The sequence below is a fragment of the Homoserinibacter sp. YIM 151385 genome (assembly GCF_027912415.1).
Taxonomy (GTDB): domain Bacteria; phylum Actinomycetota; class Actinomycetes; order Actinomycetales; family Microbacteriaceae; genus Schumannella.
Genome location: NZ_CP115175.1, coordinates 931,689 through 957,658, shown reverse-complemented (window position 1 = coordinate 957,658; position 25,970 = coordinate 931,689). Strand labels below are relative to the sequence as shown.

Here is a 25,970-nt window from a genome sequence, read left to right as displayed (position 1 = left end):
AGCGGACGCGTGTCGAGACCCGGCCGACCCCTACCCGAGCAGTCCGGACGGCGCGATCGCGAGTCCCGCGCAGGCGCCCGCCCAGAGCATGCTCGCGAGCGTGCCGATGATGAACCGCTCGCGCGCCTCCGCGCTCTCGAGGTCGGAGAACCGGCCGAGCCCCTTGATCGCGATGACGGCGGCGGCGATCTCGAGCCGGCCGAGCACGACGGCCGCGACGATGGCGGTCCGCTCGAGGTAGCCGACGGCGGCGCCGCCGCGCAGCACCTCGACCCGCGCCTCGCCGCTCTCCCGCTTCGCGAGGATCATGATCCCGCCGTGCTTCCCGCGCGGTGCCGGCTCGCCCCGCTCGGCCCAGTCGAGCACGAGGCTCGCGGCGGGGGAGCCGGCGACGATGCCGAGCAGCGCGAAGGCGAGCGACAGCACGGCGCCCCACGCGGGCGCCGGCGCGAGCGGCTGCGCGTCGAAGACGAGCAGCAGCACCCCGAGCACGATCGGCACGGCGCCGAGCAGCGCCGCGAGGGGCCGCCTCGCCCGGGGGAGGGCGAGCGCGAGGGCGATGGATGCGATGACGAGCGCGAGCTGGACGATCCAGAGTGCGGTCACGGGGTCTCCTCCTCCTGGACGACGCCGACGGTGCGCTCGGCGGCGTCGAGCAGCCGCTCGAGTGCGGCGCGCGCGGCGTCGTCGGTGCGCAGCTGCGCGGTCCGGGCCCGCTGGCTGACGGCCTGCGGGGTGATGGCGAGCCGCCGGGCGGCCTCCTGCTGGCTGATGCCCTCGGCGAGGAGGTCGTGCAGCTCCCAGCCCTCCTCGCTCCGCCGCTCGCGCTGGAGCAGGAGGAGGTCGATGAGCGGCTCGAGGTCGGCGTCGCGGTGGGCGGCGCCGTCGGCGATCCGGAGGCGGAATCGGCTGGGCCGCCGCTTCGCCTGCTCGACGGCCTCCCGCGCGAGCACGAAGGCCTCGCCGGCGCCGGCGCGCGTGCTGTCGGGGAGCGGGGTCCGCACAGGGCCGATCCCCAGGCCGATGCTCCAGTGCTCGTCGCGCGCGAGCTCGAGGACGAGGTCGAGGGCCGCGCGCGGGGCGTTGACGATCGCCTGTACCTCGTCGCCGGCGGTGCGCTCGGGCGGCAGGGGGAGGTGCTCGCCGCCGACCCGGCGGAGCGCGGCGAGCGCCCCCTCGACGAGGTCGGCGCCGCGTCGGCTCCCGATCTGGTCGGCCGTGATGACGTACATGACTCCTCCAGGCCTCTGGCTTGATTCCGCGATATCAAGGCTAAACCCTTCACTTCTCGTGATCAAGGCCCGAGCCCTGAGGGCGCTCGCCGCCGTCGCCCAGCGCACGAGGGGAGGATGCCGGCATGGTGCGATTCACCCCCGTCGAGCAGCGCATCGACGCGCTCGCCCACCGGCTCATCGACGCCGCGCCGGCCGATGGGCTCCGTCGCGTCCTCGTCGCCGTCCTCGTCTTCGGCGCGAAGCAGGCCTGGGCCTGCCTGTTCGGCGCGCTGCTCCTCGTCGCGATCCTCGCCTCCCGCCTCTGGTACCCCGAGGGTGCGGCGCTCGCCCGCAACGACGCCCTCACCCTCGCGGCGGTCGCGATCCAGGCCGGCATGCTCCTCGGCCGCCTCGAGACGCTCCGCGAGCTCCGGGTGATCCTGCTCTTCCACCTCGTCGGCACGGCGATGGAGCTCTTCAAGACCGACGTCGGCTCCTGGACCTACGACGGCGAGGGCGTGCTGCGGATCGCCGGCGTCCCCCTCTTCAGCGGCTTCATGTACGCCGCGGTCGGCTCCTACATGGTGCGCGTGGTCCGGCTCTTCGACCTGCGATTCGAGCGCTACCCGCCGCGCTGGGCGACGGCGATCCTGGCGGCGCTCATCTACGCGAACTTCTACACCCACCACTGGCTGCCGGACGCCCGATGGGTCCTCATGGCGGCGGTGGTCGCGCTCTGGTGGCCGACGACGATGCACGTGCGCGTGCTCCGCCGCACGTTCCGGCTCCACATCCTGGCCTCCTTCCTCGGCGTGGCGCTGTTCATCTGGCTCGCCGAGAACCTCGCGACCTGGGGCGGAGCCTGGGCATACCCCGATCAGCTGGCGGGATGGCAGCCGGTGGGCGTCGCGAAGCTCGGCTCCTGGTTCCTGCTCATGATCATCTCGGTCGTGCTCGTGACCTGGGTCGCGCCGCCCGAGGGGCCGGATCGGGATGCGGCGGCCGCGCCCGGCGGCATGGGCCCGAGCCGGTAGTCTTGCCGGGTGCACGACCCCGCAGACCAGCTCGCCGAGCCCGCGCTCGACCCGGCTTTCGAGGACGTCTGGGAGGAGCTCGTCTGGCGCGGGCTGGTCCACGTCTCGACCGATCCGCAGGAGCTCAAGGCCCTGCTCGCCGGGGAGCCGATCGCCTACTACTGCGGCTTCGACCCGACGGCGCCGAGCCTGCACCTCGGCAATCTCGTGCAGCTGCTCACGATGCGCCGCATCCAGCTCGCCGGCCACCGGCCCTTCGGGCTCGTCGGCGGCTCGACGGGGCTGATCGGCGACCCCCGCCCGACGGCGGAGCGCACGCTCAACGCGCCGGAGACGGTGACGGAGTGGGTGGGCCGCCTGCGCGCCCAGGTGGAGCGCTTCCTCGACTTCGGGGGCGCGAACCCGGCGACGATCGTGAACAACCTCGACTGGACGGCGCCGCTCTCGGCGATCGACTTCCTGCGCGAGGTCGGCAAGCACTTCCGGGTCGGCACGATGATCAAGAAGGATGCCGTGAGCGCCCGCCTCAACAGCGAGGCCGGCATCAGCTACACCGAGTTCAGCTACCAGGTGCTCCAGGCGATGGACTTCCTCGAGCTGCACCGGCAGCACGGCGTCGTGCTGCAGACGGGCGGCAGCGACCAGTGGGGCAACCTGGTCGGCGGCACGGATCTCATCCACCGGGCGGAGGGGCGCTCGGCGCACGCGCTCGGCACCCCGCTCATCACGAACAGCGACGGCACGAAGTTCGGCAAGAGCGAGGGCAACGCCATCTGGCTGGACGCCGAGATGACGAGCCCGTACGCCATGTACCAGTTCTGGCTCAACACGGACGACCGCGACGTCGCGACCCGGCTCAAGATCTTCACCTTCCTCGACCGCGCCTCGATCGAGGAGCTCGAGCGCGCCGTCGAGGCGGAGCCGTTCCGGCGGGCGGCCCAGCGCGCGCTCGCCTTCCAGGTCACCGCGACGGTGCACGGCGAGGCGGCGACCCGCGCGGCGGTCGCCGCGAGCACCGCCCTGTTCGGGCAGGGCGATCTCGCGGCGCTCGATCCCGCGACGCTGCGGGCGGCGGTCGCGGAGCTCCCGAGCACGACGGCCCAGCCCGGCGCCAGCGTCGCGCAGCTGCTCGTCGACACGGGCCTGACGTCGAGCCTGGGGGAGTCGCGACGCGCGATCCAGCAGGGCGGGGTCTCGGTCGACAACGCGAAGGTGACGGCGGAGGATGCCGTGCTGGGCGAGGCGTCCCTCCCGGGCGGGGTCGCGATCCTGCGCCGCGGCAAGCGCACCCTGGCGGGCGTCGTCCTGGGCTGATGCCCCCCGAAGACGCGCCACGCGGGGGCCGTCGGCGTCGCCGGTCCGTGACATTCCTCACATAGCATGGCCGCGGAGAGCGAACGGCGGGGAGCATGCACGAGACCTCAGGCGAGTGGAGCACGGACGACGCGGGATCGAGCGCGCCCCCGGAGCGCGGGTCGATGCCATCCTTCGGCTCGGTCCGCGATGTGGATGCGGCGCCCGTCGTCGGCGACCCGGCGCCGTGGCTGAGCGCCCCGCCGCCCGTCCCGGATGCGCCGCACGCGCCCTTCTCCGGCGAGGCGGCCGCCGCCTCGCCCGTCGAGCCCGCCGACCGTGCGCCGTCGCCCGCCCCCTTCTCGGCGGCGCCGCACGCCGCGACGCCCGATCCGGCCCCCTTCGGCGGCGCCGTCTTCCCGCCGCAGCCGACGCCCGATCCGGCCCCGAGCTTCTTCGACGCGCCGCCGCCGTCGTTCCCGCCGCCCTTCGCCGCGGAGTCCGCGCCGGCGCCGGCCGCACCGACGGCCCCGGCCGTGCACGACTGGGATGCGGCGACCTTCGCCGCCTTCGCCGCACCCGAGCAGGCAGCGCCCGAGCAGGTGGCACCTGAGCAGATCGCGCCTGAGCCGAGGAGCCAGGAGCCCGCGGGGCAGGCGCCGAGGGCCGTCGAGCCCGCTGCAACGCGCCCTGCGCCCGCCGAGCCGATCGCGCCGGAGCCGGCCTTCGCGGTCGCGCCGCCCGAGCCCGGGCGCATGCCGGGGCCGGCGGCCGCGACGCCCGCCGCCCCGCTCTCCCCACCCGCGCCGGCACTCTCGCCCGCCGACGAGCTCCCGCTCGAGACGGCCGCGATGCCGGTCCCGCTCGAGGAGCCGGCCTCGCCCGAGACCGGCTGGCATCTTCCCGCCGAGGCCGGGGCATTCGTCCGGGCGCCGGCGCCGACCGAGGCGCTCGCGGCCGAGGAGGCCCAGAGCCTCGCGGTCTTCGACGAGCTCTTCGAGGAGGGCGAGCCGCGGTCGGAGGTCGCGGCACCCCTCGCCGCACCGCTCGCGCCCGACCCCGCTCCGGCGCCGCAGCCTCCCGCTGCGCCGATCGCCGCCGCCTCCGCGTCGTCGCCAGCTCCCGCAGCCGGTGGCGCCCGATCCCGCGATGAGCCCGCGCCGTCGGGCTTCGCCTTCGGCCTCACGCCGTCGGTCGAGGTCGACGACGGCCGGCCGACGCAGGCCGATCGGCTTTCGGTCGTCTTCTCGCTGCTGCTCCCGCCGATCGGCGTCGTCTACAGCGCGACCCGCGGGGTGATGAGCCGCCGCCGTCGAGGTTTCGTCCCGAAGGTCGTCGCGATCTCCGCGGTGCTCGGCGTCGTGATGTCGGGCGCCGCCGCCGCCGGCGGCGCCGTCGCCGCGGGAGCGATCTCGGATCAGCTCGCGCACGACGAGGTGGTCCGGGCGAGCGCCGCCTTCTGCGGAGCGGTCGAGCAGGATCCTTCGTTGCTGTCCGCCGATCTCGGCTGGCCGGCGGTCGAGGGCACGGTCCGGTCCTCGATCCGGGCGATGGACGCGTTCGGCGAGCGCTGGACCGCGGTCGCCGCGATCTCGCCCGAGCCGGTCGCGGCCGCGGCCACCCAAGTGGCCGACGCCGGCGCCGCGATCCGCGAGTCCGTCGCCGCGAGCCGGACGATCGAGGACGCCGCGAACCGGGACCGGATGAGCGCGCTCGCCGCGCGCGGCACGCTCGTCGCCTGGCAGCGCAGCTACTGCCCGTGACCGCGAGGCCCGGAATCTCGGGGGAGTTGGTCGCGACACGCCCGGGATGCACCGCGATTTGGCGAGTGCCTGGCCCCTGCGTAAAGTAATCACTCGTCACCCCAAAGGTGCGGGAGAGCGGAAGGCCTGAAGGCCTCGCCCCCGGCCTCAAGAGGGACCAACTCCAACCAGGCGAAAGCCAGCCAGCAGGTTCAACTTGCACCGGCTTGGGCATCGACCTAGGATGGGGAATCCATCGCCAGACGCGGTCTCAGGATCGCGGCGAGTCGGTTTGACAGAGACCGACGCGGTGGTAAGTTAGGACAGTTGCCCTGAGACAGAAGCCGAGAGGCTGACGATCAGGAGCGTCCGATCCTTGAGAACTCAACAGCGTGCACTATGTCAAATGCCAAATTACCTCGTCGGCTGATCTGATCAGTCGTAGAGATTCCTTTGGATTGACGGATTGTCAGTAGACAATCCTTTAGTCAGATCAACTCGTCGCAGCCCACCGATTTTCCTCGGCAGCTGCGGCACACGATGTGCCGGCCAGTTCGCTGGTCGTGCAATCAAACATTTACGGAGAGTTTGATCCTGGCTCAGGATGAACGCTGGCGGCGTGCTTAACACATGCAAGTCGAACGGTGAAAGAGGGAGCTTGCTCCTTCTGGATCAGTGGCGAACGGGTGAGTAACACGTGAGTAACCTGCCCTTGACTCTGGGATAAGCGTTGGAAACGACGTCTAATACCGGATACGAGCTTCGGAGGCATCTCCAGGAGCTGGAAAGAACTTCGGTCAAGGATGGACTCGCGGCCTATCAGCTAGTTGGTGAGGTAACGGCTCACCAAGGCGACGACGGGTAGCCGGCCTGAGAGGGTGACCGGCCACACTGGGACTGAGACACGGCCCAGACTCCTACGGGAGGCAGCAGTGGGGAATATTGCACAATGGGCGCAAGCCTGATGCAGCAACGCCGCGTGAGGGACGACGGCCTTCGGGTTGTAAACCTCTTTTAGTAGGGAAGAAGCGAAAGTGACGGTACCTGCAGAAAAAGCACCGGCTAACTACGTGCCAGCAGCCGCGGTAATACGTAGGGTGCAAGCGTTATCCGGAATTATTGGGCGTAAAGAGCTCGTAGGCGGTTTGTCGCGTCTGCTGTGAAAACTGGAGGCTCAACCTCCAGCTTGCAGTGGGTACGGGCAAACTAGAGTGCGGTAGGGGAGATTGGAATTCCTGGTGTAGCGGTGGAATGCGCAGATATCAGGAGGAACACCGATGGCGAAGGCAGATCTCTGGGCCGTAACTGACGCTGAGGAGCGAAAGCGTGGGGAGCGAACAGGATTAGATACCCTGGTAGTCCACGCCGTAAACGTTGGGCGCTAGATGTGGGGACCATTCCACGGTTTCCGTGTCGCAGCTAACGCATTAAGCGCCCCGCCTGGGGAGTACGGCCGCAAGGCTAAAACTCAAAGGAATTGACGGGGGCCCGCACAAGCGGCGGAGCATGCGGATTAATTCGATGCAACGCGAAGAACCTTACCAAGGCTTGACATATACGAGAACGGGCTAGAAATAGTCAACTCTTTGGACACTCGTATACAGGTGGTGCATGGTTGTCGTCAGCTCGTGTCGTGAGATGTTGGGTTAAGTCCCGCAACGAGCGCAACCCTCGTTCTATGTTGCCAGCACGTCAAGGTGGGAACTCATAGGAGACTGCCGGGGTCAACTCGGAGGAAGGTGGGGATGAAGTCAAATCATCATGCCCCTTATGTCTTGGGCTTCACGCATGCTACAATGGCCGGTACAAAGGGCTGCAATACCGTAAGGTGGAGCGAATCCCAAAAAGCCGGTCTCAGTTCGGATTGAGGTCTGCAACTCGACCTCATGAAGTCGGAGTCGCTAGTAATCGCAGATCAGCAACGCTGCGGTGAATACGTTCCCGGGCCTTGTACACACCGCCCGTCAAGTCATGAAAGTCGGTAACACCCGAAGCCGGTGGCCCAACCCTTGTGGAGGGAGCCGTCGAAGGTGGGATCGGTAATTAGGACTAAGTCGTAACAAGGTAGCCGTACCGGAAGGTGCGGCTGGATCACCTCCTTTCTAAGGAGCACTGCACTCCTCGGAGTGACAGAGCCACACTGAGACGATCGTTCTCAGGTGGAGCTCATGGGTGGAACATTGACATAGGCCTCGGGCTGAACCTCGAGATCCAAGTACGTCCCTCGGGACAGGAACGGATCGACAGGGGAGGCGCGGGGCATGCACGCTGTTGGGTCCTGAGGGACCGGACATCGCCGGCTTGCCCGACGATGACGACTCTCTGGACTTCGGACGCTGCGGCTTGATGCCGCAGCCGACGGAGTACCGCCCGTATTTTGAGAACTACACAGTGGACGCGAGCATCTTAGATTCGCGATCGAGCTCTTCGGAGCGCGATCGAGAGTCAATGATGATCTGATTTATAGATCATTGGTCAATCTCCGCAGCCTTCGAGCTGCGGCGATCGATTCTGAATACTCATGTAGTCAAGTTTCTAAGAGCAAACGGTGGATGCCTTGGCATCTGGAGCCGAAGAAGGACGTAGCAATCTGCGATAAGCCTCGGGGAGCTGATAAGCGAGCCCTGATCCGAGGATGTCCGAATGGGGAAACCCCGCTGGGCGTACTTGTGCGACCCAGTGACTCCCGCCTGAATATATAGGGCGGGTAGAGGGAACGTGGGGAAGTGAAACATCTCAGTACCCACAGGAAGAGAAAGCAACCGCGATTCCGTTAGTAGTGGCGAGCGAAACCGGAACAGGCCAAACCGATCATGTGTGATAGCCGGCAGGCGTTGCATGGTCGGGGTTGTGGGACTCTCACGAACTTCTGCCGAAGTTCACGTTGACATGCGCGATATAGACGAACGGCATTGAAAGGCCGACCACAGTGGGTGCCAGTCCCGTAGTCGAAATGTCGCGCAGCGGCGGAGATCATCCCAAGTAGCACGGGGCCCGAGAAATCCCGTGTGAATCTGCGAGGACCACCTCGTAAGCCTAAATACTCCCAGATGACCGATAGCGGACAAGTACCGTGAGGGAAAGGTGAAAAGTACCCCGGGAGGGGAGTGAAATAGTACCTGAAACCGTTTGCTTACAAACCGTTGGAGCCTCCCTAGCAGGGGTGACAGCGTGCCTTTTGAAGAATGAGCCTGCGAGTTAGTGGTATGTGGCGAGGTTAACCCGTGAGGGGCAGCCGTAGCGAAAGCGAGTTCGAATAGAGCGAATGAGTCGCATGCCCTAGACCCGAAGCGAAGTGATCTATCCATGGCCAGGCTGAAGCGACGGTAAGACGTCGTGGAGGGCCGAACCCACTTGGGTTGAAAACCGAGGGGATGAGCTGTGGATAGGGGTGAAAGGCCAATCAAACTTCGTGATAGCTGGTTCTCTCCGAAATGCATTTAGGTGCAGCGTTGCGTGTTTCTTGCCGGAGGTAGAGCTACTGGATGGCCGATGGGCCCCAAAAGGTTACTGACGTCAGCCAAACTCCGAATGCCGGTAAGTGAGAGCGCAGCAGTGAGACGGTGGGGGATAAGCTTCATCGTCGAGAGGGAAACAACCCAGACTACCGACTAAGGCCCCTAAGCGTGTGCTAAGTGGGAAAGGATGTGGAGTTGCAGAGACAACCAGGAGGTTGGCTTAGAAGCAGCCACCCTTGAAAGAGTGCGTAATAGCTCACTGGTCAAGTGATTCCGCGCCGACAATGTAACGGGGCTCAAGCACACCGCCGAAGTCGTAGGATTCGCATATTTGGTAGGCCTTCGTGGTCCAGCCGTGCGGATCGGTAGGAGAGCGTCGTGTGGCGAGTGAAGCGGCGGAGTGATCCAGCCGTGGACGCTACACGAGTGAGAATGCAGGCATGAGTAGCGAAAGACATGTGAGAAACATGTCCTCCGAAAGACCAAGGGTTCCAGGGTCAAGCTAATCTTCCCTGGGTAAGTCGGGACCTAAGGCGAGGCCGACAGGCGTAGTCGATGGACAACGGGTTGATATTCCCGTACCGGCGAAGAACCGCCCAAGCTAATCCAGTGGTGCTAAGAGTCCTAATCCGGTTGACGGATCCCTTCGGGGTGAAGCTGCCGGCCTAACGCTCGACCCCATGCTGGTGCGGCTAGCGTATTAACAGGTGTGACGCAGGAAGGTAGCCGAAGCCGGGCGATGGTTGTCCCGGTGCAGGTGCGTAGGGGGAGAGATAGGCAAATCCGTCTCTCATATACCCCGAGACACTCGAGCGGAGTCGTAAGACGAAGTCGGTGATCCTATGCTGCCGAGAAAAGCATCGACGCGAGGTTCCAGCCGCCCGTACCCCAAACCGACTCAGGTGGTCAGGTAGAGAATACCAAGGAGATCGAGAGAATCGTGGTTAAGGAACTCGGCAAAATGCCCCCGTAACTTCGGGAGAAGGGGGGCCTAAGGCGTGATCGGACTTGCTCCGTGAAGCGCTGCAGGGCCGCAGAGACCAGTGGGAAGCGACTGTTTACTAAAAACACAGGTCCGTGCGAAGTCGCAAGACGATGTATACGGACTGACGCCTGCCCGGTGCTGGAAGGTTAAGAGGAGAGGTTAGCTTCGGCGAAGCTTTGAATTTAAGCCCCAGTAAACGGCGGTGGTAACTATAACCATCCTAAGGTAGCGAAATTCCTTGTCGGGTAAGTTCCGACCTGCACGAATGGCGTAACGACTTCCCAGCTGTCTCAACCGCGAACTCGGCGAAATTGCACTACGAGTAAAGATGCTCGTTACGCGCAGCAGGACGGAAAGACCCCGTGACCTTTACTACAGCTTGGTATTGGTGTTCGGTGCGGCTTGTGTAGGATAGGTGGGAGACTTTGAAGCGGGCACGCCAGTGTTCGTGGAGTCATTGTTGAAATACCACTCTGGTCGCTCTGGATGTCTAACTTCGAACCGTAATCCGGTTCAGGGACAGTGCCTGGTGGGTAGTTTAACTGGGGCGGTTGCCTCCCAAAAAGTAACGGAGGCGCCCAAAGGTTCCCTCAACCTGGTTGGCAATCAGGTGTCGAGTGTAAGTGCACAAGGGAGCTTGACTGTGAGAGTGACGGCTCGAGCAGGGACGAAAGTCGGGACTAGTGATCCGGCAGTGGCTTGTGGAAGCGCTGTCGCTCAACGGATAAAAGGTACCTCGGGGATAACAGGCTGATCTTGCCCAAGAGTCCATATCGACGGCATGGTTTGGCACCTCGATGTCGGCTCGTCGCATCCTGGGGCTGGAGTAGGTCCCAAGGGTTGGGCTGTTCGCCCATTAAAGCGGTACGCGAGCTGGGTTTAGAACGTCGTGAGACAGTTCGGTCCCTATCCGCTGCGCGCGTAGGAAATTTGAGAAGATCTATCCCTAGTACGAGAGGACCGGGATGGACGAACCTCTGGTGTGTCAGTTGTTCCGCCAGGAGCACCGCTGATTAGCTACGTTCGGAACGGATAACCGCTGAAAGCATCTAAGCGGGAAGCCGGCTTCAAGATGAGATTTCCATCCCTTCGGGGGAGAGGCTCCCAGCCAGACGACTGGGTTGATAGGCCGGATGTGGAAGTGGGGACTAAAGACCCATGAAGCTGACCGGTACTAATAAGCCGATAACTTGATAACACAGTATTCAAATGCTGCTTGCGTCCACTTTGTGGTTCTCGATTTACGGTCGGGAGCTGCGATTCAGATCATTCGATCTGTCCGCAAACGACACAAATCAATAGTGTTTCGGCGGCCATAGCGAAGGGGAAACGCCCGGTTACATTCCGAACCCGGAAGCTAAGACCTTCAGCGCCGATGGTACTGCGAGGGGGACCTCGTGGGAGAGTAGGACACCGCCGGACTTCTTTGTGAGATGGCCACCCAGCAATGGGTGGCCATTTCGCGTTAACAGGCATCGCATGCGCGCTGCCCACGCCGAGACAGGAAGATCCCCATGAGCGACGACGAGCGTTCCGAGCGCGACCGGCGTGAGCCGCGCCGCGACCGTCCGCAGCGAGACGGGGGCCGACCCGCGCGCCGAGACGCGCAGCGCCCGGGCCGTGACGGCGACCGTCCGCGGCGATCGGGCACGCCGCGCGACGACGAGCGCCGTCCGTTCCGCGGAGGCGATCGCGCGCCGCGCGACGGAGATCGTCCGTTCCGTAGCGGAGATCGTCCGCAGCGCAGCGGCGACCGGAACTTCCGCCAGGGCGGTTCCCGTCCGCAGCGTGATGGGGATCGTCCGTTCCGCGGTGGTGATCGGGACTTCCGCGACCGTGGTTCGCGTCCGCAGCGGGACGGGGATCGTCCGATTCGCGGCGGTTCGCGTCCGCAGCGTGACGGGGATCGCCCGTACCGCGGTGGGGATCGACCGCAGCGCTCGGGTGACCGTCCCCTCCGGAACGGAGATCGGCCCCAGCACTCGGACCGGCCGTTCCGTGGTGGGGATCGCTCGCAACGCGATGGCGGCCGTCCGGTCCGTGGCGGGGATCGGCCGCAGCGCGACGGCGACCGCCCGTTCCGTGGCGGTGGGGACCGGCCGTGGCAGCAGCGCGAGCGCGTCTCGGGCCCGCCGCGCGATCCCGATGAGGTCCGTCCGCGTCACGACGACCCGGAGCTGCCCGAGGACGTCAGCGCGCGGGATCTCGACAAGGGCGCCCGCGCCGAGCTCAAGACGCTGAGCAAGGACAACGCCGACGGCGTCGCGAAGCACCTCGCGATGGCGGCTCGCCTGATCGACGAGGACCCGGCGCTCGCGCACCGCCACGCCCTCGCCGCATCCCGCCGCGCCGGCCGTGTCGGCGTCGTCCGCGAGACCGTCGCGATCACGGCGTATGCGACCGGCGACTTCGCGCTCGCGCTCCGGGAGCTGCGCACCCACCGCCGCATCAGCGGCAGCAACGACCAGCTGCCGCTCATGGTCGACTCCGAGCGCGGTGTCGGCCGACCCGACCGCGCCCTGGAGCTCGGCCGCTCCGTGCCGCGCGCGCAGCTCGACGTCGCGGTGCAGGTCTCGCTCGCGATCGCGATGTCGGGCGCGCGTCTCGATCTTGAGCAGCCGGAGGCGGCGCTCGGCGAGCTGCAGATCCCGCAGCTCGACCCCGACCGCGCCTTCAGCTGGAGTCCCGCGCTGTTCGCCGCCTACGCGACCGTGCTGGAGGAGCTCGGGCGCGGCGAGGAGGCCGCGGAATGGCTGGCGCGCGCGGAGCGCGCCGAGGCGGCGCTCGACGATGCCGCTGCGGCCGACGAGGACGAGACGGTCGACGTGGTCGAGGAGGAGGGGCCGGAGGCTGACGAGGTCGAGGCGATCCCGGCGCAGCCGGACGAGCCGTCCGCCTTGCCGGTCGAGCGAGAGGACGACGCGGATGCCGTTCCGTCGGACGAAGACTGAGCCGACCCCGCTCGACGGCGTCGATCTGGTCCTCGCGGATCTCGACGGCGTCGTCTACAAGGGTCCTCACGCCATTCCGCACGCGGTCGAGAGCCTCGAGCGCGCCGCCGATGGGCGACGTGTCGGCTACCTCACGAACAACGCCTCGCGCACCGCCGCCTCGGTCGCGGGGCACCTCGCCGAGCTCGGGCTGAGCGTCACGGCGGACGATGTCGTGACCTCCCCGCAGGCCGCGGTCGTGCTCCTCGCGGATCTCGTGCCGGCGGGCTCCCGCATCCTCGTCGTCGGGGGCGACGGGCTCGTCGACGAGGTCGAGAAGGCGGGCTTCGCGGTCACGCGCTCCGCGCTCGACGAGCCGGCCGCCGTGATCCAGGGCTTCGCGCCGCACGTCGGCTGGACGGATCTCGCGGAGGCGTCCTTCGCGCTCGCCGGCGGCGACGACGGCATCCCGTGGGTCGCGACGAACACGGACTGGTCGATTCCCGTCGAGCGGGGCATCGCGCCCGGCAACGGCACGCTCGTCTCGGCCGTGCACAGCGCGGTCGGCCGCCTGCCCGTCGTGGCGGGCAAGCCGGAGCTCGCGATCTTCGAGGCCGCGACGCGGCGTTTCGGCGCGAGCAGCCCCCTCTTCATCGGCGACCGCCTCGACACCGACATCCTCGGCGCGAACCGGGCCGGCATGCGCTCGGCGCTCGTGCTCACCGGCATCGACCAGGCGAAGCAGGTGCTCGCGGCGGACGCGAGCATGCGCCCGACGATCATCCTCGGCGACCTCCGCGAGCTGCACGAGCCGTATCCGGCGACCGTCGAGTCCAGCTCGCGCCGGAGCGGCGTGCGGCGCTTCACGGTGCGGGATGCGGTGGTCGAGCTCGAGGGACGCGAGGTGCGGCTCGCCGAGCGCGGGGATGCGGAGGTCGACGTCCTCCGTGCGGGCGCCGCGGCGATCTGGGGCTCCGGTGCCGCGATCTACGCGCTCGAGGTGGACGAGCACCTCTACGCTTGAGCGCATGAGCGATGAGCAGCGCGAGCACCGCGAGGGCGCCGACGACGGACTCCTGCCGCGGCTGCGCGTCATCGAGGACCAGGTGCTCGGCGATCGAGCCGCCGCGTATGCACAGCTGCACGAGGAGCTCCGGTCGCGGCTCGAGGCAGGCGACGCGCGCCGGGATGGCTGAGCCGGCGCCGCGGCGGCTCGACGTCGAGCTCGCGGCCCGCGGTCTCGCCCGCTCGCGGGCGCACGCAGCCCAGCTCCTCGCGGAGGGGGTCGTCCGGCTCGACGGGGCGGTGGTGCGCAAGGCGGCGCTCCGCGTCGGGGACGGGCACGAGCTCCGGCTCGCCGTCGACGACCGCTACGTGAGCCGCGGCGCGCGCAAGCTGCTCGCCGGGCTCGAGGCGACGGGGATGGAGCTCGGCGGACGGCTCGTGCTCGACGTCGGCGCCTCGACGGGCGGCTTCACGCAGGTCGCGCTCGAGCGCGGCGCGCGCGAGGTGATCGCGCTCGACGTCGGCCGCGACCAGCTCGCGGCGGTGCTGCGCGAGGATCCGCGCGTCCGCGTCGTCGAGGGCGTCAACGCACGAGAGCTGGACCGGGAGCGCCTCGCCGCGGCCTCGGGCACCGCCGAGGCGCCCGGTGCGGTCGTCGGTGACCTCTCGTTCATCTCGCTCCGGCTCGTGCTGCCCGCGCTCCGCCCGCTCGCGGCGGCGGACGCCGACTGGCTGCTGCTCGTGAAGCCGCAGTTCGAGGTGGGCCGAGGCGGCATCCGAGGCGGGATCGTGCGGGATCCCGGGCACCGCGCATCGGCGATCGCGGGCGTGCTCGAGGCGGCGGAGTCGCTCGGACTGCTCGCGGGCCATGTGCTCGAGTCGCCCATCGCGGGCGCGGACGGCAACCGCGAGTACCTCGTGAGATTCCACGGCGAGGACGGACCGGGGCGTCCCGCCGCGGCGTGGCGCGCGCGGATCGCGGAGCTCGCGGCCGAGCGCTGAACGCCTCCTCCACAGGCCGGATCCTCCGGCATCCCTCCACGTCCCATGCGGTTCCCGGCGCGCGCCGGGCGTCGATCCGACAGAATGGGGGAGCACCATCCCCGAGCGAGAGGACGTCGATGACGGAGGACGCGCGCCACATCCTCGTGGTCGCCCACACCGGTCGCGCCGACTCGCTTGAGGCGGGGGTCGCCGTGTGCCGGCGGCTCGGTGCCGCGGGGCTCGTGCCCGTGCTCTCGGCGGACGAGCGCGCGGATCTGCTCGCGGCCGACCCGGGGCTCGGCGAGGTGCGCTCGCTCGAGGAGGTCGGGGTCGAGGCGCTCGAGCTCGTCATCGTCCTCGGCGGCGACGGCACGATCCTGCGCGCCGCCGAGCTCTCCCGGGGCGGCTCGGCGCCGCTCCTCGGGGTGAACCTCGGGCACGTCGGCTTCCTCGCGGAGCGCGACCGCGAGGAGCTCGACGAGACGGTCGACCGCGCGCTCGCGCGCGACTACGCCGTCGAGGAGCGCATGACGATCTGGGTGCGCGTGAAGCACGAGGACTCGGTCGTCTACGAGACCTGGGCCCTCAACGAGGCGACCGTCGAGAAGGCGAGCCGCGAGCGCATGATCGAGGTGCTCGTCGAGGTCGACCAGCGCCCCCTCTCCACCTTCGGCTGCGACGGCGTCGTCTTCGCGACCCCGACCGGCTCGACCGCCTACTCCTTCTCGGCCGGCGGTCCGGTCGTCTGGCCGAGCGTCGAGGCGCTGCTGCTCGTGCCGCTGTCGGCGCACGCGCTGTTCGCCCGCCCGCTCGTGGTGGGCCCCGAGTCCTCGCTCGGCGTCGAGCTGCTGACCCGCACGCGCGCCTCCGCCGTCCTCTGGTGCGACGGCCGCCGCGCCTTCGAGGTGCCGAGCGGCGCGCGCATCGTCGTGCGGCGCTCCGAGGAGCCGGTGCGCCTCGCGCGGCTCACGCCGGGGCCCTTCACGGACCGCCTCGTGAACCGATTCAACCTCCCCGTCGACGGCTGGCGCGGACCGCTCGAGGGCGAGGGCGCGACGACATGATCGAGGAGCTCAGCATCCGCGATCTCGGCGTCATCGGCCAGGCCTCGCTTCCGCTCGGCCCCGGCTTCACCGCCATCACCGGCGAGACCGGCGCCGGCAAGACCATGGTCGTGACGGCGCTCGGCCTGCTGCTCGGGGAGCGCTCCGACAGCGGCGCGGTGCGCCAGGGCGCGGGGGAGGCCGTCGTCGCGGGGACCTGGGAGGTCTCGGCGCACGGCGAGGCGGCATCCCGCGCCCGCGAGGCCGGCGGCGAGCTCGACGAGTTCGGCGAGGGCCGCGCGGCGCTCATGCTCTCCCGCTCGGTCGCGGCGAACGGCCGCAGCCGCGCCGTCGTGGGCGGGCGATCCGCGCCCGTCGGGGTGCTCCACGAGATCGGCGGCGGGCTCGTCGTGGTCCACGGCCAGTCCGATCAGATCCGCCTCCGCTCCGCGAGCGCCCAGCGCGAGGCGCTCGACCGCTACGCGGGCGAGGAGCTGCGTGAGCGGCTCGCCGAGTACCGGCAGGTGCACCGGCGCTGGCAGGAGGCCCGCGGCGATCTCGACGTGCTCGTCGCGGAGCAGGATGCCCGGGTCCGCGAGGCGGCGGAGCTGCGCGCCGCGATCGAGGAGATCGAGCGCATCGATCCGAAGCCGGGCGAGGACCGCGAGCTCGGGGAGCGCGCCGAGCGGCTCGGCAACCTCGAGGAGCTGCGGCTCGCGGCGGGCGAGGCGCTCGCGGAGGTCTCGGGGCAGGGCGCCGGCGACGCCGCGCCCGAGGGGCCGCTCGACGCCGCATCCCTCGTCGAGTCGGCGCGTCGCGCGCTCGATCGCGTCGCCGCCCATGACCCGGCGCTCGCGCCGGCGGCCGAGCTGCTCGCCTCCGCCTCGTACACGCTCGCCGAGGCCTCGACCGAGCTGGCCGGCTACCTCGACGGCCTCGACGCGGACCGCAGCCGGGAGCTCGAGCTCGTCAACGAGCGCCGGGCCGAGCTCGCGGGGCTCGCGCGCCGGCACGGCGAGGGCGGGCTGGAGGCCGCGATCGAGCTGCTCGAGCGCGGCAGCGCGCGGCTGCTCGAGCTCGACGGCGACGGCGACCGCATCGAGCAGCTCGCCGCCTCCGTCGAGGCGGACCTCGCGGAGGCCCGGCGGCTCGCCGAGCTGCTGAGCGCGCTCCGCATCGCGGCCGCCGAGCGGCTCGGCGCGGCCGTGACCGCCGAGCTCGCGGCGCTCGCGATGCCGGATGCGGTGCTCCAGGTGCGGGTCTCGCCGCAGGAGGAGATCGGCGAGCACGGCCGCGACCAGATCGAGCTGCTGCTGCGTCCGCATGCGGGCGCCCCGGCCCGGCCGCTCGCGCGCGGCGCCTCGGGCGGCGAGCTCTCGCGGGTCATGCTCGCGATCGAGGTCGTGCTCGGTGCGAGCGACCCCGTCCCGACCTTCGTCTTCGACGAGGTGGACGCGGGCGTCGGCGGCGCGAGCGCCATCGAGATCGGGCGGCGCCTCGCCCGCCTCGCGCAGAGCTCGCAGGTCATCGTCGTGACGCACCTGGCGCAGGTCGCCGCCTTCGCCGGCAACCACCTGACCGTCGTGAAGGACCGCGACGGGGCGATCACGGCATCCAGCGTCCACCGCCTCGAGGGCGAGGAGCGCGTCGCCGAGATGGCGCGGCTGCTCAGCGGCCTCGCCGAGAGCGAGAGCGGACTCGACCACGCGCGGGAGCTCCTCGCCCTGCAGGAGACCGTGTGAGGGCCCGAACGGGCATGATCGGCTCGTGCCCGCGAGGTGCTCGCGCTCACCTCACGCGGAGGGCCCCGATCCGCAACGCGCCCGACGGCGTCTCCACGCGACACGGAGCGCCCCGAGTCGGATACGATGAAACCCCGTGGTGAACAATTCCTCTGCGGCCGTGACCAAGCACATCTTCGTGACCGGGGGCGTGGTCTCCTCGCTCGGCAAGGGCCTCACCGCCGCCAGCCTCGGCAACCTCCTCACCGCCCGCGGACTGCGCGTCGTGATGCAGAAGCTCGACCCCTACCTCAACGTCGACCCGGGCACGATGAACCCGTTCCAGCACGGCGAGGTGTTCGTCACCGACGACGGCGCCGAGACGGACCTCGACATCGGGCACTACGAGCGCTTCCTCGACATCGACCTCTCGCAGGCCGCCAACGTCACCACGGGGCAGATCTACTCGAACGTCATCGCGAAGGAGCGCCGCGGCGAGTACCTCGGCGACACCGTGCAGGTCATCCCGCACATCACCGACGAGATCAAGCGCCGCATGCGCCTCCAGGCGCAGCCCGGCCCCGACGGGGAGCCCGCGCCCGACGTCATCATCACGGAGATCGGCGGCACCGTCGGCGACATCGAGTCGCAGCCCTTCATCGAGGCGGCGCGCCAGGTGCGCCACGAGCTGACCCGCCGCAACGTCTTCTTCGTCCACGTCTCGCTCGTGCCCTTCATGAACGCCTCCGGGGAGCAGAAGACGAAGCCGACGCAGCACTCCGTCGCCGCGCTCCGCTCGATCGGCATCCAGCCGGACGCGCTCGTGCTCCGCAGCGACCGCCCGGTCTCGGAGTCGAACCGGCGCAAGATCGCGCTCATGTGCGACGTCGAGGAGCAGGCGGTCGTCAACGCGGTCGACGTGCCCTCCATCTACGACATCCCGAACATGCTCCACTCGCAGGGGCTCGACGCCTACCTGATCGAGCAGCTCGGGCTCGGCGAGTCGGAGGTCGACTGGACCGGGTGGGAGTCGCTGCTCGAGACCGTCCACGACCCCAAGCACGAGGTGACGATCGGCCTCGTCGGCAAGTACATCGACCTGCCCGACGCCTACCTGTCGGTGACCGAGGCGCTCAAGGCGGGCGGCTTCGCGAACCAGGCGAAGGCGGTCATCCGCTGGATCCCCTCCGACGAGTGCGAGACGCCCGAGGGCGCCGCCCGCAACCTCTCCGACGTCGACGGCATCTGCGTGCCCGGCGGCTTCGGCGTGCGCGGCATCGAGGGCAAGCTCGGGGCGCTCCGCTTCGCGCGCGAGAACGGCATCCCCACGCTCGGCCTGTGCCTCGGCCTCCAGTGCATGGTGATCGAGTACGCGCGCCACGAGGCGCAGCTGCCCGGCGCCTCCTCGAGCGAGTTCGACCCCGACACCGAGTTCCCCGTGATCGCCACGATGGCCGAGCAGGTCGACATCATCTCGGGCGGCGACCTCGGCGGCACCATGCGCCTCGGCCTCTACGAGGCGGCGCTCGCCCCCGGGTCCGTCGTCGCCGAGACCTACGGCGCCGAGAGCGTCCACGAGCGCCACCGCCACCGCTACGAGGTCAACAACGCGTACCGCGACCGCATCGCGGCGGCGGGCCTCAGCTTCTCCGGCACCTCGCCCGACGGCACGCTCGTCGAGTTCGTCGAGCTGCCGCGCGAGGTGCACCCGTACTACGTCGCGACGCAGGCGCACCCCGAGCTCCGCTCGCGCCCGAACCGCGCGCACCCGCTCTTCCGCGGGCTCGTGCAGGCGGCCCTCGAGCGCCAGCGGGCCTCGCGGCTCTTCGAGGTGCAGGAGTCCGGCGCCGAGACCCCCGTCGAGGCCTGATGGATCTCGACGGCGTCCGGGACGGCGAGCTCCGCGACCACGCGGATCCGGCCGAGATCGTCGAGAGCGAGCGGGCCTTCGCCGGGAAGGTGTGGGACATCCGGCGCGACCGCTTCCGCTTCGGCGGGAACGAGCTCGTGCGCGAATACGTCGAGCACCCCGGCGCCGTCGCCGTGCTCCCCATGGACGAGCAGGGGCGCGTGCTCCTCATCAACCAGTACCGGCATCCGGTGCGCAGCCGCGAGTGGGAGCTGCCGGCCGGCCTCCTCGACGTCGAGGGCGAGCCGCCCCTCGAGGCCGCGCGCCGCGAGCTCGCCGAGGAGGTCGACCTCGAGGCCGCGGACTGGAGCGAGCTCGTGCGCTTCGCGACCTCGCCGGGCGGCAGCGACGAGGTGCTCCACGTCTTCCTCGCCCGCGGCCTGCGCGACGCCCCCGACACCTTCGCGCGCGCCGAGGAGGAGGCCGAGATCGTGACCCGCTGGGTGCCGCTCGAGGAGGCCGTCGCGGCCGTCCTCGACGGGCGGCTGGCGAACTCGATCCTCATCATCGCGGTGCTCGCCGCCCATGCCCGCCGCAGCTGAGCCAGACGGCGGCCGCGCGCCGCATCCCGCCCTCGCGCGCCAGCTCGAGCGCTACCTCCGGCACGTCTCGATCGAGCGCGGGCTCTCGCGCCACACCGCGGAGGCCTACCGCCGGGATCTCGGCGCGCTCCTCGACGCGCTGCCCGCGGACCCGGGCGCCGGCATCCCCGAGCTCCTCACGGCGGAGGCGATCGCGGGGTACCAGCGCTCGCTCCGCGACGGGCCGGGCGCGCTCGCGGCCTCGAGCGTCGCGCGCGTGCTCTCCTCGATCCGCGGCTTCACGCGGTTCCTCGTGGAGGAGGGCGAGCTCGCGGACGACCCCGCCGCCGACGCGCGACCGCCGAAGCAGCCGCGCCGCCTCCCCGAGACGCTCTCGATCGCGCAGGTCGAGCGGCTGCTGGGCGCGTGCGACGGCGACGACCCGGTGCGCCTGCGCGATCGCGCCCTGCTCGAGCTGCTCTATGCGACGGGCGCCCGCATCTCGGAGGCGGTCGCGCTGGATGTCGACGACCTCGTCGCGGGGGAGGCGGAGGACGGCGGTCGCACCGCCGCCGAGCTCGTGCGGCTGCGCGGCAAGGGCGGGAAGCACCGCATCGTGCCCGTCGGCCGCTTCGCGCGGGATGCCGTCAACGCGTACCTGGTGCGCGCGCGGCCCCGCCTCGCCGCGCGCGGCGTCGCCGACCCGGCCCTCTTCCTCGGCGCCCGCGGTGCGCGGTTCTCGCGGCAGAGCGCCTGGCTGTCGATCCGCGCCGCCGCGGAGCGCGCCGAGCTCGACCTGGAGCTCTCGCCGCACTCGCTGCGCCACTCGTTCGCGACGCACCTGCTCGAGGGCGGCGCCGACGTGCGGGTCGTGCAGGAGCTGCTCGGGCACGCGAACGTGCAGACGACGCAGATCTACACGCACGTCACGGCGGACGCCCTGCGCGACGCCTACACGGTCGCGCACCCGCGAGCGCGCTGAGCGCGGGCGCGCTGTCGCGGGCCTCGCCTCAGTCCATCGGCTCGCCGAGCGGCCACCGTGTGAAGGGATGGCCGACGTGCTCGGGGAGGTCCGCCTCGAGATCACCCCTCCGGCTCGCGTCGTCCTGCGGCTCGTAGCCGATCGCGCGACCGGGCCCCAGGTCGAACCAGGGCGCCCCGCCCGCCGAGACGCCCCACACGATCCGGTGACCCGGCTCCTCGAGACGGCTCACGGCATCCACGAGCCGGGCGGCGTCGTCGGGCGAGAACCAGGCCACGCGGTCGCGCGCGGCGTCGTCCGGCGCGGCGGTCGCGTTGACGATGCGGGCCGAGACGACCGAGAGGCCGTGCTGGTCCGCGAAGACCGAGCCGAGCGCCTCGAGCGCCGCCTTCGAGACGCCGTAGTAGCTGTCGGGCCGGGGGAGGAGCGGCCCCGGGGCGGCGGTCGCCTCGAGGCCCGCGAAGCCGACCGCATGGATGCTGCTCGCGAGGAGCACGCGGCGCACGCCCTGCCGCACGGCCGCCTCGAGGACGGCGCGGGTGCCGTCGATGTTGGCCGAGAGGATGTCGGCCCAGGCGCGCTCGGCGCGGAACGCCGCGAGATGCACGAGGAGGTCGGCGCCCGCGAGCGCGCCGTCGAGCGCCGCGTCGTCGAGGATCGAGGCCTCGACCGCCGTCTCGCCGTCGCCGGCCGGCGTCGGGAGCGGTGCCGTGTCGAGGAGGCGCAGCCGCCATCCCCGGGCGAGGAGCCTCGGACGCAGCAGCGAGGCGATCTCGCCCGAGCCGCCCGTGATGACCGCCGTGATCGCCATGCCGCCACGCTACCCGGGCGTGCGCAGACCTTCGACCTCAGCTTGAAGCGAGTCGGCCGGGCGCCTCGCGGGGCGCGACCTAGACTCGTCGGCATGACGGCGAAGCGGAACGATGTGGCCGAGCTCCCCGGGCTCGAGGCCGCCGCGGCGCTGGGCCCGACGGGCCGCCCGCGCACCGCGTTCCCGGTGCCCGAGCCGCTCGACTCGCACGGCCCGGCGCGCATCATCACCCTCTGCAACCAGAAGGGCGGCGTCGGCAAGACGACGACGACCATCAACCTCGGCGCGAGCCTCGCCGGCTACGGACGCCGCGTGCTCGCGATCGACTTCGACCCGCAGGGCGCCCTGAGCGCCGGCCTCGGGGTCCCGAGCCACGACGTCACGACGATCTACGACCTCATGCTCGGCACCTCGAAGGACGTCGAGGGCGCGATCCACCAGACCTCGACGCCCGGCCTCGACGTGATCCCGGCGAACATCGACCTCTCGGCCGCCGAGGTGCAGCTCGTCAACGAGGTGGCGCGCGAGCAGATCCTCGCGCAGGTGCTCCGCAAGGTGAGCGACCGCTACGACGTCATCCTCATCGACTGCCAGCCCTCGCTCGGCCTGCTCACGGTCAACGCGCTCACGGCCGCGCACGGCGTCCTCATCCCGCTCGAGTGCGAGTTCTTCGCGCTCCGCGGCGTCGCGCTCCTCGTCGAGACGATCGACAAGATCCGCGACCGGCTCAACCCGGCGATCCGGCTCGACGGCATCCTCGCGACCATGTACGACGCGCGCACGCTGCACTCGCGCGAGGTGCTCGAGCGGGTCGTCGACGCCTTCGGCGACGACGTGCTCGAGACCGTCATCGGGCGCACCGTCAAGTTCCCGGACGCCTCGGTCGCGGCGACCCCGATCCTCGCCTTCGCGCCCGAGCACAGCGCGGCGGAGGCGTACCGGCAGCTCGCACGGGAGCTGATCCACCGTGGCGCCGCCGCCTGAGGCCCCCGCCTCGGCGGATCCGGTGACCGCGCCCGCCGATGCGGCGGCCGCGGCCGAGACGGTCGTCGACGAGCCGGGCTTCCGGCTGCGCCTCGACAACTTCGAGGGGCCCTTCGACCTCCTGCTCTCGCTCATCACGAAGCACGAGCTCGACATCACCGAGGTGTCGCTGAGCCGTGTCACCGACGAGTTCATCGGCTACCTCAAGGGCCTCGAGACGGAGGAGGAGCTCGATCAGGCGAGCGAGTTCCTCGTCGTCGCGGCCACCCTCCTCGACCTCAAGATCGCGGGGCTCCTCCCGCGCGGCGAGCTCGTCGACGCGGAGGACGTCGCCCTGCTCGAGGCGCGCGACCTGCTGTTCGCCCGCCTCCTCCAGTACCGGGCCTTCAAGGAGGCCGCCGCCTGGTTCGGCGGGCACCTCGACGCGGAGTCGACGCGCCACACCCGCTCGGTGCGCCTCGAGGACCGCTTCCGGCGGCAGACGCCCGAGCTCGTCTGGACGCTCGGCCCCGAGGACCTCGCCGCGCTCGCCGCCCTCGCGATGGCGCCGCGCGAGATCCCCACGGTCGGGCTCGACCACCTCCACGCCCCGCTCGTGAGCATCCGCGAGCAGGCGGCGCACGTCGTCGGCCTCCTCCGCGCGGGGCAGCCGCTCACCTTCCGGCACCTCGTGGCGGGCGCGGAGCTGCGCGGCGTCGTCGTCGCGCGCTTCATCGCGGTGCTCGAGCTGTATCGTCATGCGGCGGTCTCCTTCGAGCAGCTCGAGCCGCTCGGGGAGCTCACGATCCGCTGGACCGCGCAGCACTGGAACGACGATCAGCTTGCGAACCTGGGAGCCGACTATGACGGATGAGGACCTCGCCGCCGGCGTGACCGCGACGGAGCCCGCCCCCGAGGCCGAGGAGTCGACCGCGCCCGTCCGCGCCCCGCGCACGCCGGACGAGCTCGACCGCGCCATCGAGGCGATCCTCATGGTCGTCGACGAGCCGCAGGGCGTCGTCGCGCTCGCGACCGCGCTCGACAGCCCGGTCGCGGCCGTGCGCGAGAGCATCGCGCGCCTCGTCGCCGACTACGCGGGGGAGGCGGGCGGGCCGGTCCGCGGCTTCGAGCTGCGGGAGGTCGGCGGCGGCTGGCGCGTGTACGTGCGCGCCGAGCACGACCAGGTCGTGAAGGACTTCGTCCTCACCCAGAACCCGACCCGTCTCTCGCAGGCGGCCCTCGAGACCCTCGCCGTGATCGCCTACCGGCAGCCGATCAGCCGCGGCGCGATCGCCGCGATCCGCGCCGTCAACGTCGACTCGGTCGTGCGGACGCTGCTCGGCCGCGGCCTCATCACCGAGTCGCACACCGACGTCGAGACGGGCGCGATCCACTACGCGACGACCGAGCTGCTGCTCCAGCACCTCGGCATCAACTCCCTCGACGAGCTGCCGCTCATCTCGCCGCTCCTCCCCGACGGCACCGAGGGATTCGAGGAGCGATGAGCGGCGAGGGCGGGCTGCCGCAGGGCGAGCGGCTGCAGAAGGCGATGGCCGCGGCGGGCGTCGCCTCCCGACGCGTGAGCGAGCAGCTCATCGCCGAGGGGCGCGTCGAGGTCAACGGCGAGGTCGTGACGGAGCCGGGACGGCGGATCGACACCGCGGTCGACCTCCTCTCGGTCGACGGCCAGGCCGTGCAGCTCGACCCCGGCAAGCGCTACATCATGCTCAACAAGCCGCGCGGGGTCGTCTCCTCGCTGCGCGACGAGCAGGGGCGCCCGGACCTGCGCGAGTACACCGAGCGCTACGAGGAGCGCCTCTACAACGTCGGCCGCCTCGATGCGGACACGACGGGGCTGCTCGTCCTCACGAACGACGGCGAGCTCGCGCACGTGCTCGCGCATCCCTCCTTCGGCGTCGAGAAGACCTACATCGCGACCGTGCGCGGGCTCGTGAGGCCGCAGACGCTCCGCACCCTCGAGCGCGGCATCGAGCTCGAGGACGGCCCCATCCGCGCCGACCGCGCGCGGCTCGTCGGCGAGCCCTCGCAGGGGCGGAGCATGGTCGAGCTGACCCTCCACTCCGGCCGCAACCGGATCGTGCGCCGCATGATGGCCGAGGTCGGGCACCCCGTGCAGGAGCTGGTCCGACGTCAGTTCGGTCCGCTGCACCTCGGGACCCTCGGCGCGGGCCGCACCCGCGACCTCACTAAGCTCGAACTCGGCCAGCTGCTCACGGTCTCGCGGGCAGGCACCGAGGAGAAGCAGGGCAGGACGACATGACGGAGCGCCGGCTCGCCCAGCAGGTGCGCATCGTCGGCAGCGGGCTCCTCGGCGCGAGCATCGGCCTCGGGCTCCGCGAGCACGGCGTCGACGTCGTCCTCGACGACGCCTCGCCCTCCGCGCGGCGTCTCGCGATCGACTACGGCGCGGGGCGCGCCCCGGCCGAGGACGACGCCCCCGGGGTCGTGGTCGTGGCCGTGCCGCCGGATGTGACCGCCGCGGTCGTGCAGGCGGAGCTCGAGCGCTTCCCCGATGCGCTCGTCACGGACGTCGCGAGCGTCAAGCTGCAGCCGCTCGAGGAGCTGCGCGCGCGGGGTGCCGACCTCTCGCGCTACCTCGGCAGCCACCCCATGGCCGGCCGCGAGCGCGGCGGCGCCGTCTCGGCGCGTGCCGACCTCTTCGCGGGACGCCCCTGGATCCTCGCCGGCCACGACGGGATCGCCTACCGCCGGGCCGCCGCCCTCGAGGACCTCGTCCTCGATCTCGGCGCGATCCCGGTCGAGATGGACGTCGCCGAGCACGACCGCAGCGTGGCGCTCGTCTCCCACGCCCCCCAGCTCGTCGCCTCCCTCCTCGCCGCCCGACTCCGCGACGGCGCCGACCGCGCGCTCGGCCTCGCCGGGCAGGGACTGCGGGACACGACCCGCATCGCCTCGAGCGATCCCGCGCTCTGGGTCCAGATCCTCGCCGCGAACGCCGACGCCGTGCGCGAGGTGCTCGAGCCGCTCCGCGCCGAGCTGGATGCCGTGATCGGCGCCCTCGGGGACATCGAGGCGCCCGGCGCCCGCCGCGTCCTCGCCGAGGCGATCGCCCACGGCAACGCCGGCGTCGGCCGCATCCCCGGCAAACACGGCCAGGACCGGCGCTTCGCGAGCCTCACCGTCAAGATCGACGACACCCCCGGCCAGCTGGCGCGGCTCCTCACCGAGATCGGCGAGGAGGGCGTCAACATGGAGGACCTGCGCCTCGAGCACTCGCCCGGCGCCCAGCTCGGCTTCGCCGAGATCGCCGTCGTCCCGGACGCGGCGGCGCGCCTCGCCGAGGCGCTCACGGCGCGCGGCTGGTCGCTCGTCGAGGCCGGCCGCTGACCCCGG

General features: G+C 70.4%; 20 protein-coding genes and 3 rRNA genes. 20 read left to right on the top strand and 3 right to left on the bottom strand.

Translation table 11 applies throughout. The annotated features are described in order from the left end of the window. Positions 1 to 30 precede the first annotated feature (30 nt). Positions 31 to 606, bottom strand: coding sequence for a hypothetical protein (locus OF852_RS04585; protein WP_271120626.1), 576 nt, complete (start codon positions 604 to 606; stop codon positions 31 to 33). Beyond that, a complete protein-coding gene (locus OF852_RS04580; protein ID WP_271120625.1) occupies positions 603 to 1,232 on the bottom strand; it encodes a DNA-binding protein in 630 nt (209 codons plus the stop codon). Before OF852_RS04580 ends, OF852_RS04585 begins: the two co-directional genes overlap by 4 nt. 125 nt (positions 1,233 to 1,357) lie before the next feature. Here OF852_RS04580 and OF852_RS04575 point away from each other — a divergent pair, with 125 nt between their 5' ends. From OF852_RS04575 to OF852_RS04505, 15 genes are all read left to right on the top strand, one after another. Continuing rightward, positions 1,358 to 2,248, top strand: a complete 891-nt coding sequence (locus OF852_RS04575; RefSeq protein ID WP_271120624.1) for a DUF817 domain-containing protein — start codon at positions 1,358 to 1,360, stop codon at positions 2,246 to 2,248. Positions 2,249 to 2,257: 9 nt separating this feature from the next. After that, entirely contained in the window at positions 2,258 to 3,562 is a 1,305-nt protein-coding gene (gene tyrS, locus OF852_RS04570) for a tyrosine--tRNA ligase (protein WP_271120623.1), read from the top strand. A gap of 95 nt (positions 3,563 to 3,657) precedes the next feature. Then, complete coding sequence (locus OF852_RS04565) at positions 3,658 to 5,304, top strand: hypothetical protein (protein ID WP_271120622.1); 1,647 nt, start codon at positions 3,658 to 3,660, stop codon at positions 5,302 to 5,304. 555 nt (positions 5,305 to 5,859) lie between these two features. Beyond that, positions 5,860 to 7,385, top strand: a 16S ribosomal RNA gene (locus tag OF852_RS04560). Between the two features lie 423 nt (positions 7,386 to 7,808). Continuing rightward, positions 7,809 to 10,924 (top strand): 23S ribosomal RNA (locus tag OF852_RS04555). A 107-nt stretch (positions 10,925 to 11,031) separates the two neighbouring features. Continuing rightward, positions 11,032 to 11,148: ribosomal RNA gene (gene rrf, locus OF852_RS04550) — 5S ribosomal RNA — on the top strand. The 16S, 23S and 5S rRNA genes sit together here, the layout of an rRNA operon. An 857-nt stretch (positions 11,149 to 12,005) precedes the next feature. Beyond that, the gene (locus OF852_RS04545) at positions 12,006 to 12,677 is read left to right on the top strand and encodes a hypothetical protein (RefSeq protein WP_271120621.1); all 672 of its coding nucleotides are present in this window, start codon (positions 12,006 to 12,008) and stop codon (positions 12,675 to 12,677) included. Beyond that, positions 12,652 to 13,680 (top strand): HAD-IIA family hydrolase, encoded by a 1,029-nt coding sequence (locus tag OF852_RS04540; RefSeq protein WP_271120620.1) that lies wholly within the window; start codon positions 12,652 to 12,654, stop codon positions 13,678 to 13,680. The genes OF852_RS04545 and OF852_RS04540 overlap by 26 nt, the downstream gene beginning before the upstream one ends. A gap of 4 nt (positions 13,681 to 13,684) precedes the next feature. Further along, on the top strand, positions 13,685 to 13,852 hold the full coding sequence (locus tag OF852_RS04535; RefSeq protein WP_271120619.1) for a hypothetical protein: 168 nt from the start codon (positions 13,685 to 13,687) through the stop codon (positions 13,850 to 13,852). Next, the gene (locus OF852_RS04530) at positions 13,845 to 14,663 is read left to right on the top strand and encodes a TlyA family RNA methyltransferase (RefSeq protein WP_271120618.1); all 819 of its coding nucleotides are present in this window, start codon (positions 13,845 to 13,847) and stop codon (positions 14,661 to 14,663) included. The genes OF852_RS04535 and OF852_RS04530 overlap by 8 nt, the downstream gene beginning before the upstream one ends. Before the next feature lie 119 nt (positions 14,664 to 14,782). Continuing rightward, positions 14,783 to 15,709, top strand: a complete 927-nt coding sequence (locus OF852_RS04525; protein WP_271120617.1) for an NAD kinase — start codon at positions 14,783 to 14,785, stop codon at positions 15,707 to 15,709. Beyond that, complete coding sequence (gene recN / locus OF852_RS04520) at positions 15,706 to 17,430, top strand: DNA repair protein RecN (protein ID WP_271120616.1); 1,725 nt, start codon at positions 15,706 to 15,708, stop codon at positions 17,428 to 17,430. Before OF852_RS04525 ends, recN begins: the two co-directional genes overlap by 4 nt. Before the next feature lie 160 nt (positions 17,431 to 17,590). Then, positions 17,591 to 19,279, top strand: a complete 1,689-nt coding sequence (locus OF852_RS04515) for a CTP synthase (RefSeq protein WP_271120615.1) — start codon at positions 17,591 to 17,593, stop codon at positions 19,277 to 19,279. Continuing rightward, complete coding sequence (locus tag OF852_RS04510; protein WP_271120614.1) at positions 19,279 to 19,860, top strand: NUDIX domain-containing protein; 582 nt, start codon at positions 19,279 to 19,281, stop codon at positions 19,858 to 19,860. Before OF852_RS04515 ends, OF852_RS04510 begins: the two co-directional genes overlap by 1 nt. Beyond that, complete coding sequence (locus OF852_RS04505; protein WP_271120613.1) at positions 19,844 to 20,821, top strand: site-specific tyrosine recombinase XerD; 978 nt, start codon at positions 19,844 to 19,846, stop codon at positions 20,819 to 20,821. The genes OF852_RS04510 and OF852_RS04505 overlap by 17 nt, the downstream gene beginning before the upstream one ends. Before the next feature lie 28 nt (positions 20,822 to 20,849). Here the strand turns inward: OF852_RS04505 and OF852_RS04500 are convergent, their stop codons facing one another. Continuing rightward, positions 20,850 to 21,632: an NAD-dependent epimerase/dehydratase family protein gene (locus OF852_RS04500; protein WP_271120612.1), complete on the bottom strand. Its 783-nt coding sequence runs from the start codon at positions 21,630 to 21,632 to the stop codon at positions 20,850 to 20,852. Between the two features lie 93 nt (positions 21,633 to 21,725). On the opposite strand from OF852_RS04500, the gene OF852_RS04495 reads away from it, so the two are divergent. Genes OF852_RS04495 through OF852_RS04475 form a run of 5 tightly spaced genes read left to right on the top strand, consistent with a single transcriptional unit; the run spans position 21,726 to position 25,964 of the window. Beyond that, the gene (locus tag OF852_RS04495) at positions 21,726 to 22,616 is read left to right on the top strand and encodes a ParA family protein (protein ID WP_271120611.1); all 891 of its coding nucleotides are present in this window, start codon (positions 21,726 to 21,728) and stop codon (positions 22,614 to 22,616) included. Then, positions 22,600 to 23,469 carry a segregation and condensation protein A gene (locus OF852_RS04490; protein ID WP_442908646.1) on the top strand — a complete coding sequence of 290 codons (870 nt, stop codon included), beginning with the start codon at positions 22,600 to 22,602 and terminating at the stop codon, positions 23,467 to 23,469. The genes OF852_RS04495 and OF852_RS04490 overlap by 17 nt, the downstream gene beginning before the upstream one ends. After that, complete coding sequence (gene scpB / locus OF852_RS04485; protein WP_271120609.1) at positions 23,459 to 24,100, top strand: SMC-Scp complex subunit ScpB; 642 nt, start codon at positions 23,459 to 23,461, stop codon at positions 24,098 to 24,100. The genes OF852_RS04490 and scpB overlap by 11 nt, the downstream gene beginning before the upstream one ends. Continuing rightward, positions 24,097 to 24,876, top strand: a complete 780-nt coding sequence (locus OF852_RS04480; protein WP_271120608.1) for a pseudouridine synthase — start codon at positions 24,097 to 24,099, stop codon at positions 24,874 to 24,876. Before scpB ends, OF852_RS04480 begins: the two co-directional genes overlap by 4 nt. Next, a complete protein-coding gene (locus OF852_RS04475) occupies positions 24,873 to 25,964 on the top strand; it encodes a prephenate dehydrogenase (protein WP_271120607.1) in 1,092 nt (363 codons plus the stop codon). Before OF852_RS04480 ends, OF852_RS04475 begins: the two co-directional genes overlap by 4 nt. Positions 25,965 to 25,970 lie beyond the last annotated feature (6 nt).

Bases quoted from the DNA above. Each gene is read 5' to 3' on its own strand.
- OF852_RS04495 (WP_271120611.1), top strand. From the start codon at position 21,726: ATGACGGCGAAGCGGAACGATGTGGCCGAGCTCCCCGGGCTCGAGGCC.
- OF852_RS04575 (WP_271120624.1), top strand. From the start codon at position 1,358: ATGGTGCGATTCACCCCCGTCGAGCAGCGCATCGACGCGCTCGCCCAC.
- OF852_RS04530 (WP_271120618.1), top strand. From the start codon at position 13,845: ATGGCTGAGCCGGCGCCGCGGCGGCTCGACGTCGAGCTCGCGGCCCGC.
- OF852_RS04505 (WP_271120613.1), top strand. From the start codon at position 19,844: ATGCCCGCCGCAGCTGAGCCAGACGGCGGCCGCGCGCCGCATCCCGCC.
- OF852_RS04535 (WP_271120619.1), top strand. From the start codon at position 13,685: ATGAGCGATGAGCAGCGCGAGCACCGCGAGGGCGCCGACGACGGACTC.
- OF852_RS04475 (WP_271120607.1), top strand. From the start codon at position 24,873: ATGACGGAGCGCCGGCTCGCCCAGCAGGTGCGCATCGTCGGCAGCGGG.
- OF852_RS04580 (WP_271120625.1), bottom strand. From the start codon at position 1,232: ATGTACGTCATCACGGCCGACCAGATCGGGAGCCGACGCGGCGCCGAC.
- OF852_RS04510 (WP_271120614.1), top strand. From the start codon at position 19,279: ATGGATCTCGACGGCGTCCGGGACGGCGAGCTCCGCGACCACGCGGAT.
- OF852_RS04480 (WP_271120608.1), top strand. From the start codon at position 24,097: ATGAGCGGCGAGGGCGGGCTGCCGCAGGGCGAGCGGCTGCAGAAGGCG.
- OF852_RS04565 (WP_271120622.1), top strand. From the start codon at position 3,658: ATGCACGAGACCTCAGGCGAGTGGAGCACGGACGACGCGGGATCGAGC.
- OF852_RS04525 (WP_271120617.1), top strand. From the start codon at position 14,783: ATGACGGAGGACGCGCGCCACATCCTCGTGGTCGCCCACACCGGTCGC.
- recN (WP_271120616.1), top strand. From the start codon at position 15,706: ATGATCGAGGAGCTCAGCATCCGCGATCTCGGCGTCATCGGCCAGGCC.
- OF852_RS04500 (WP_271120612.1), bottom strand. From the start codon at position 21,632: ATGGCGATCACGGCGGTCATCACGGGCGGCTCGGGCGAGATCGCCTCG.
- scpB (WP_271120609.1), top strand. From the start codon at position 23,459: ATGACGGATGAGGACCTCGCCGCCGGCGTGACCGCGACGGAGCCCGCC.
- OF852_RS04545 (WP_271120621.1), top strand. From the start codon at position 12,006: ATGGCGGCTCGCCTGATCGACGAGGACCCGGCGCTCGCGCACCGCCAC.
- OF852_RS04540 (WP_271120620.1), top strand. From the start codon at position 12,652: ATGCCGTTCCGTCGGACGAAGACTGAGCCGACCCCGCTCGACGGCGTC.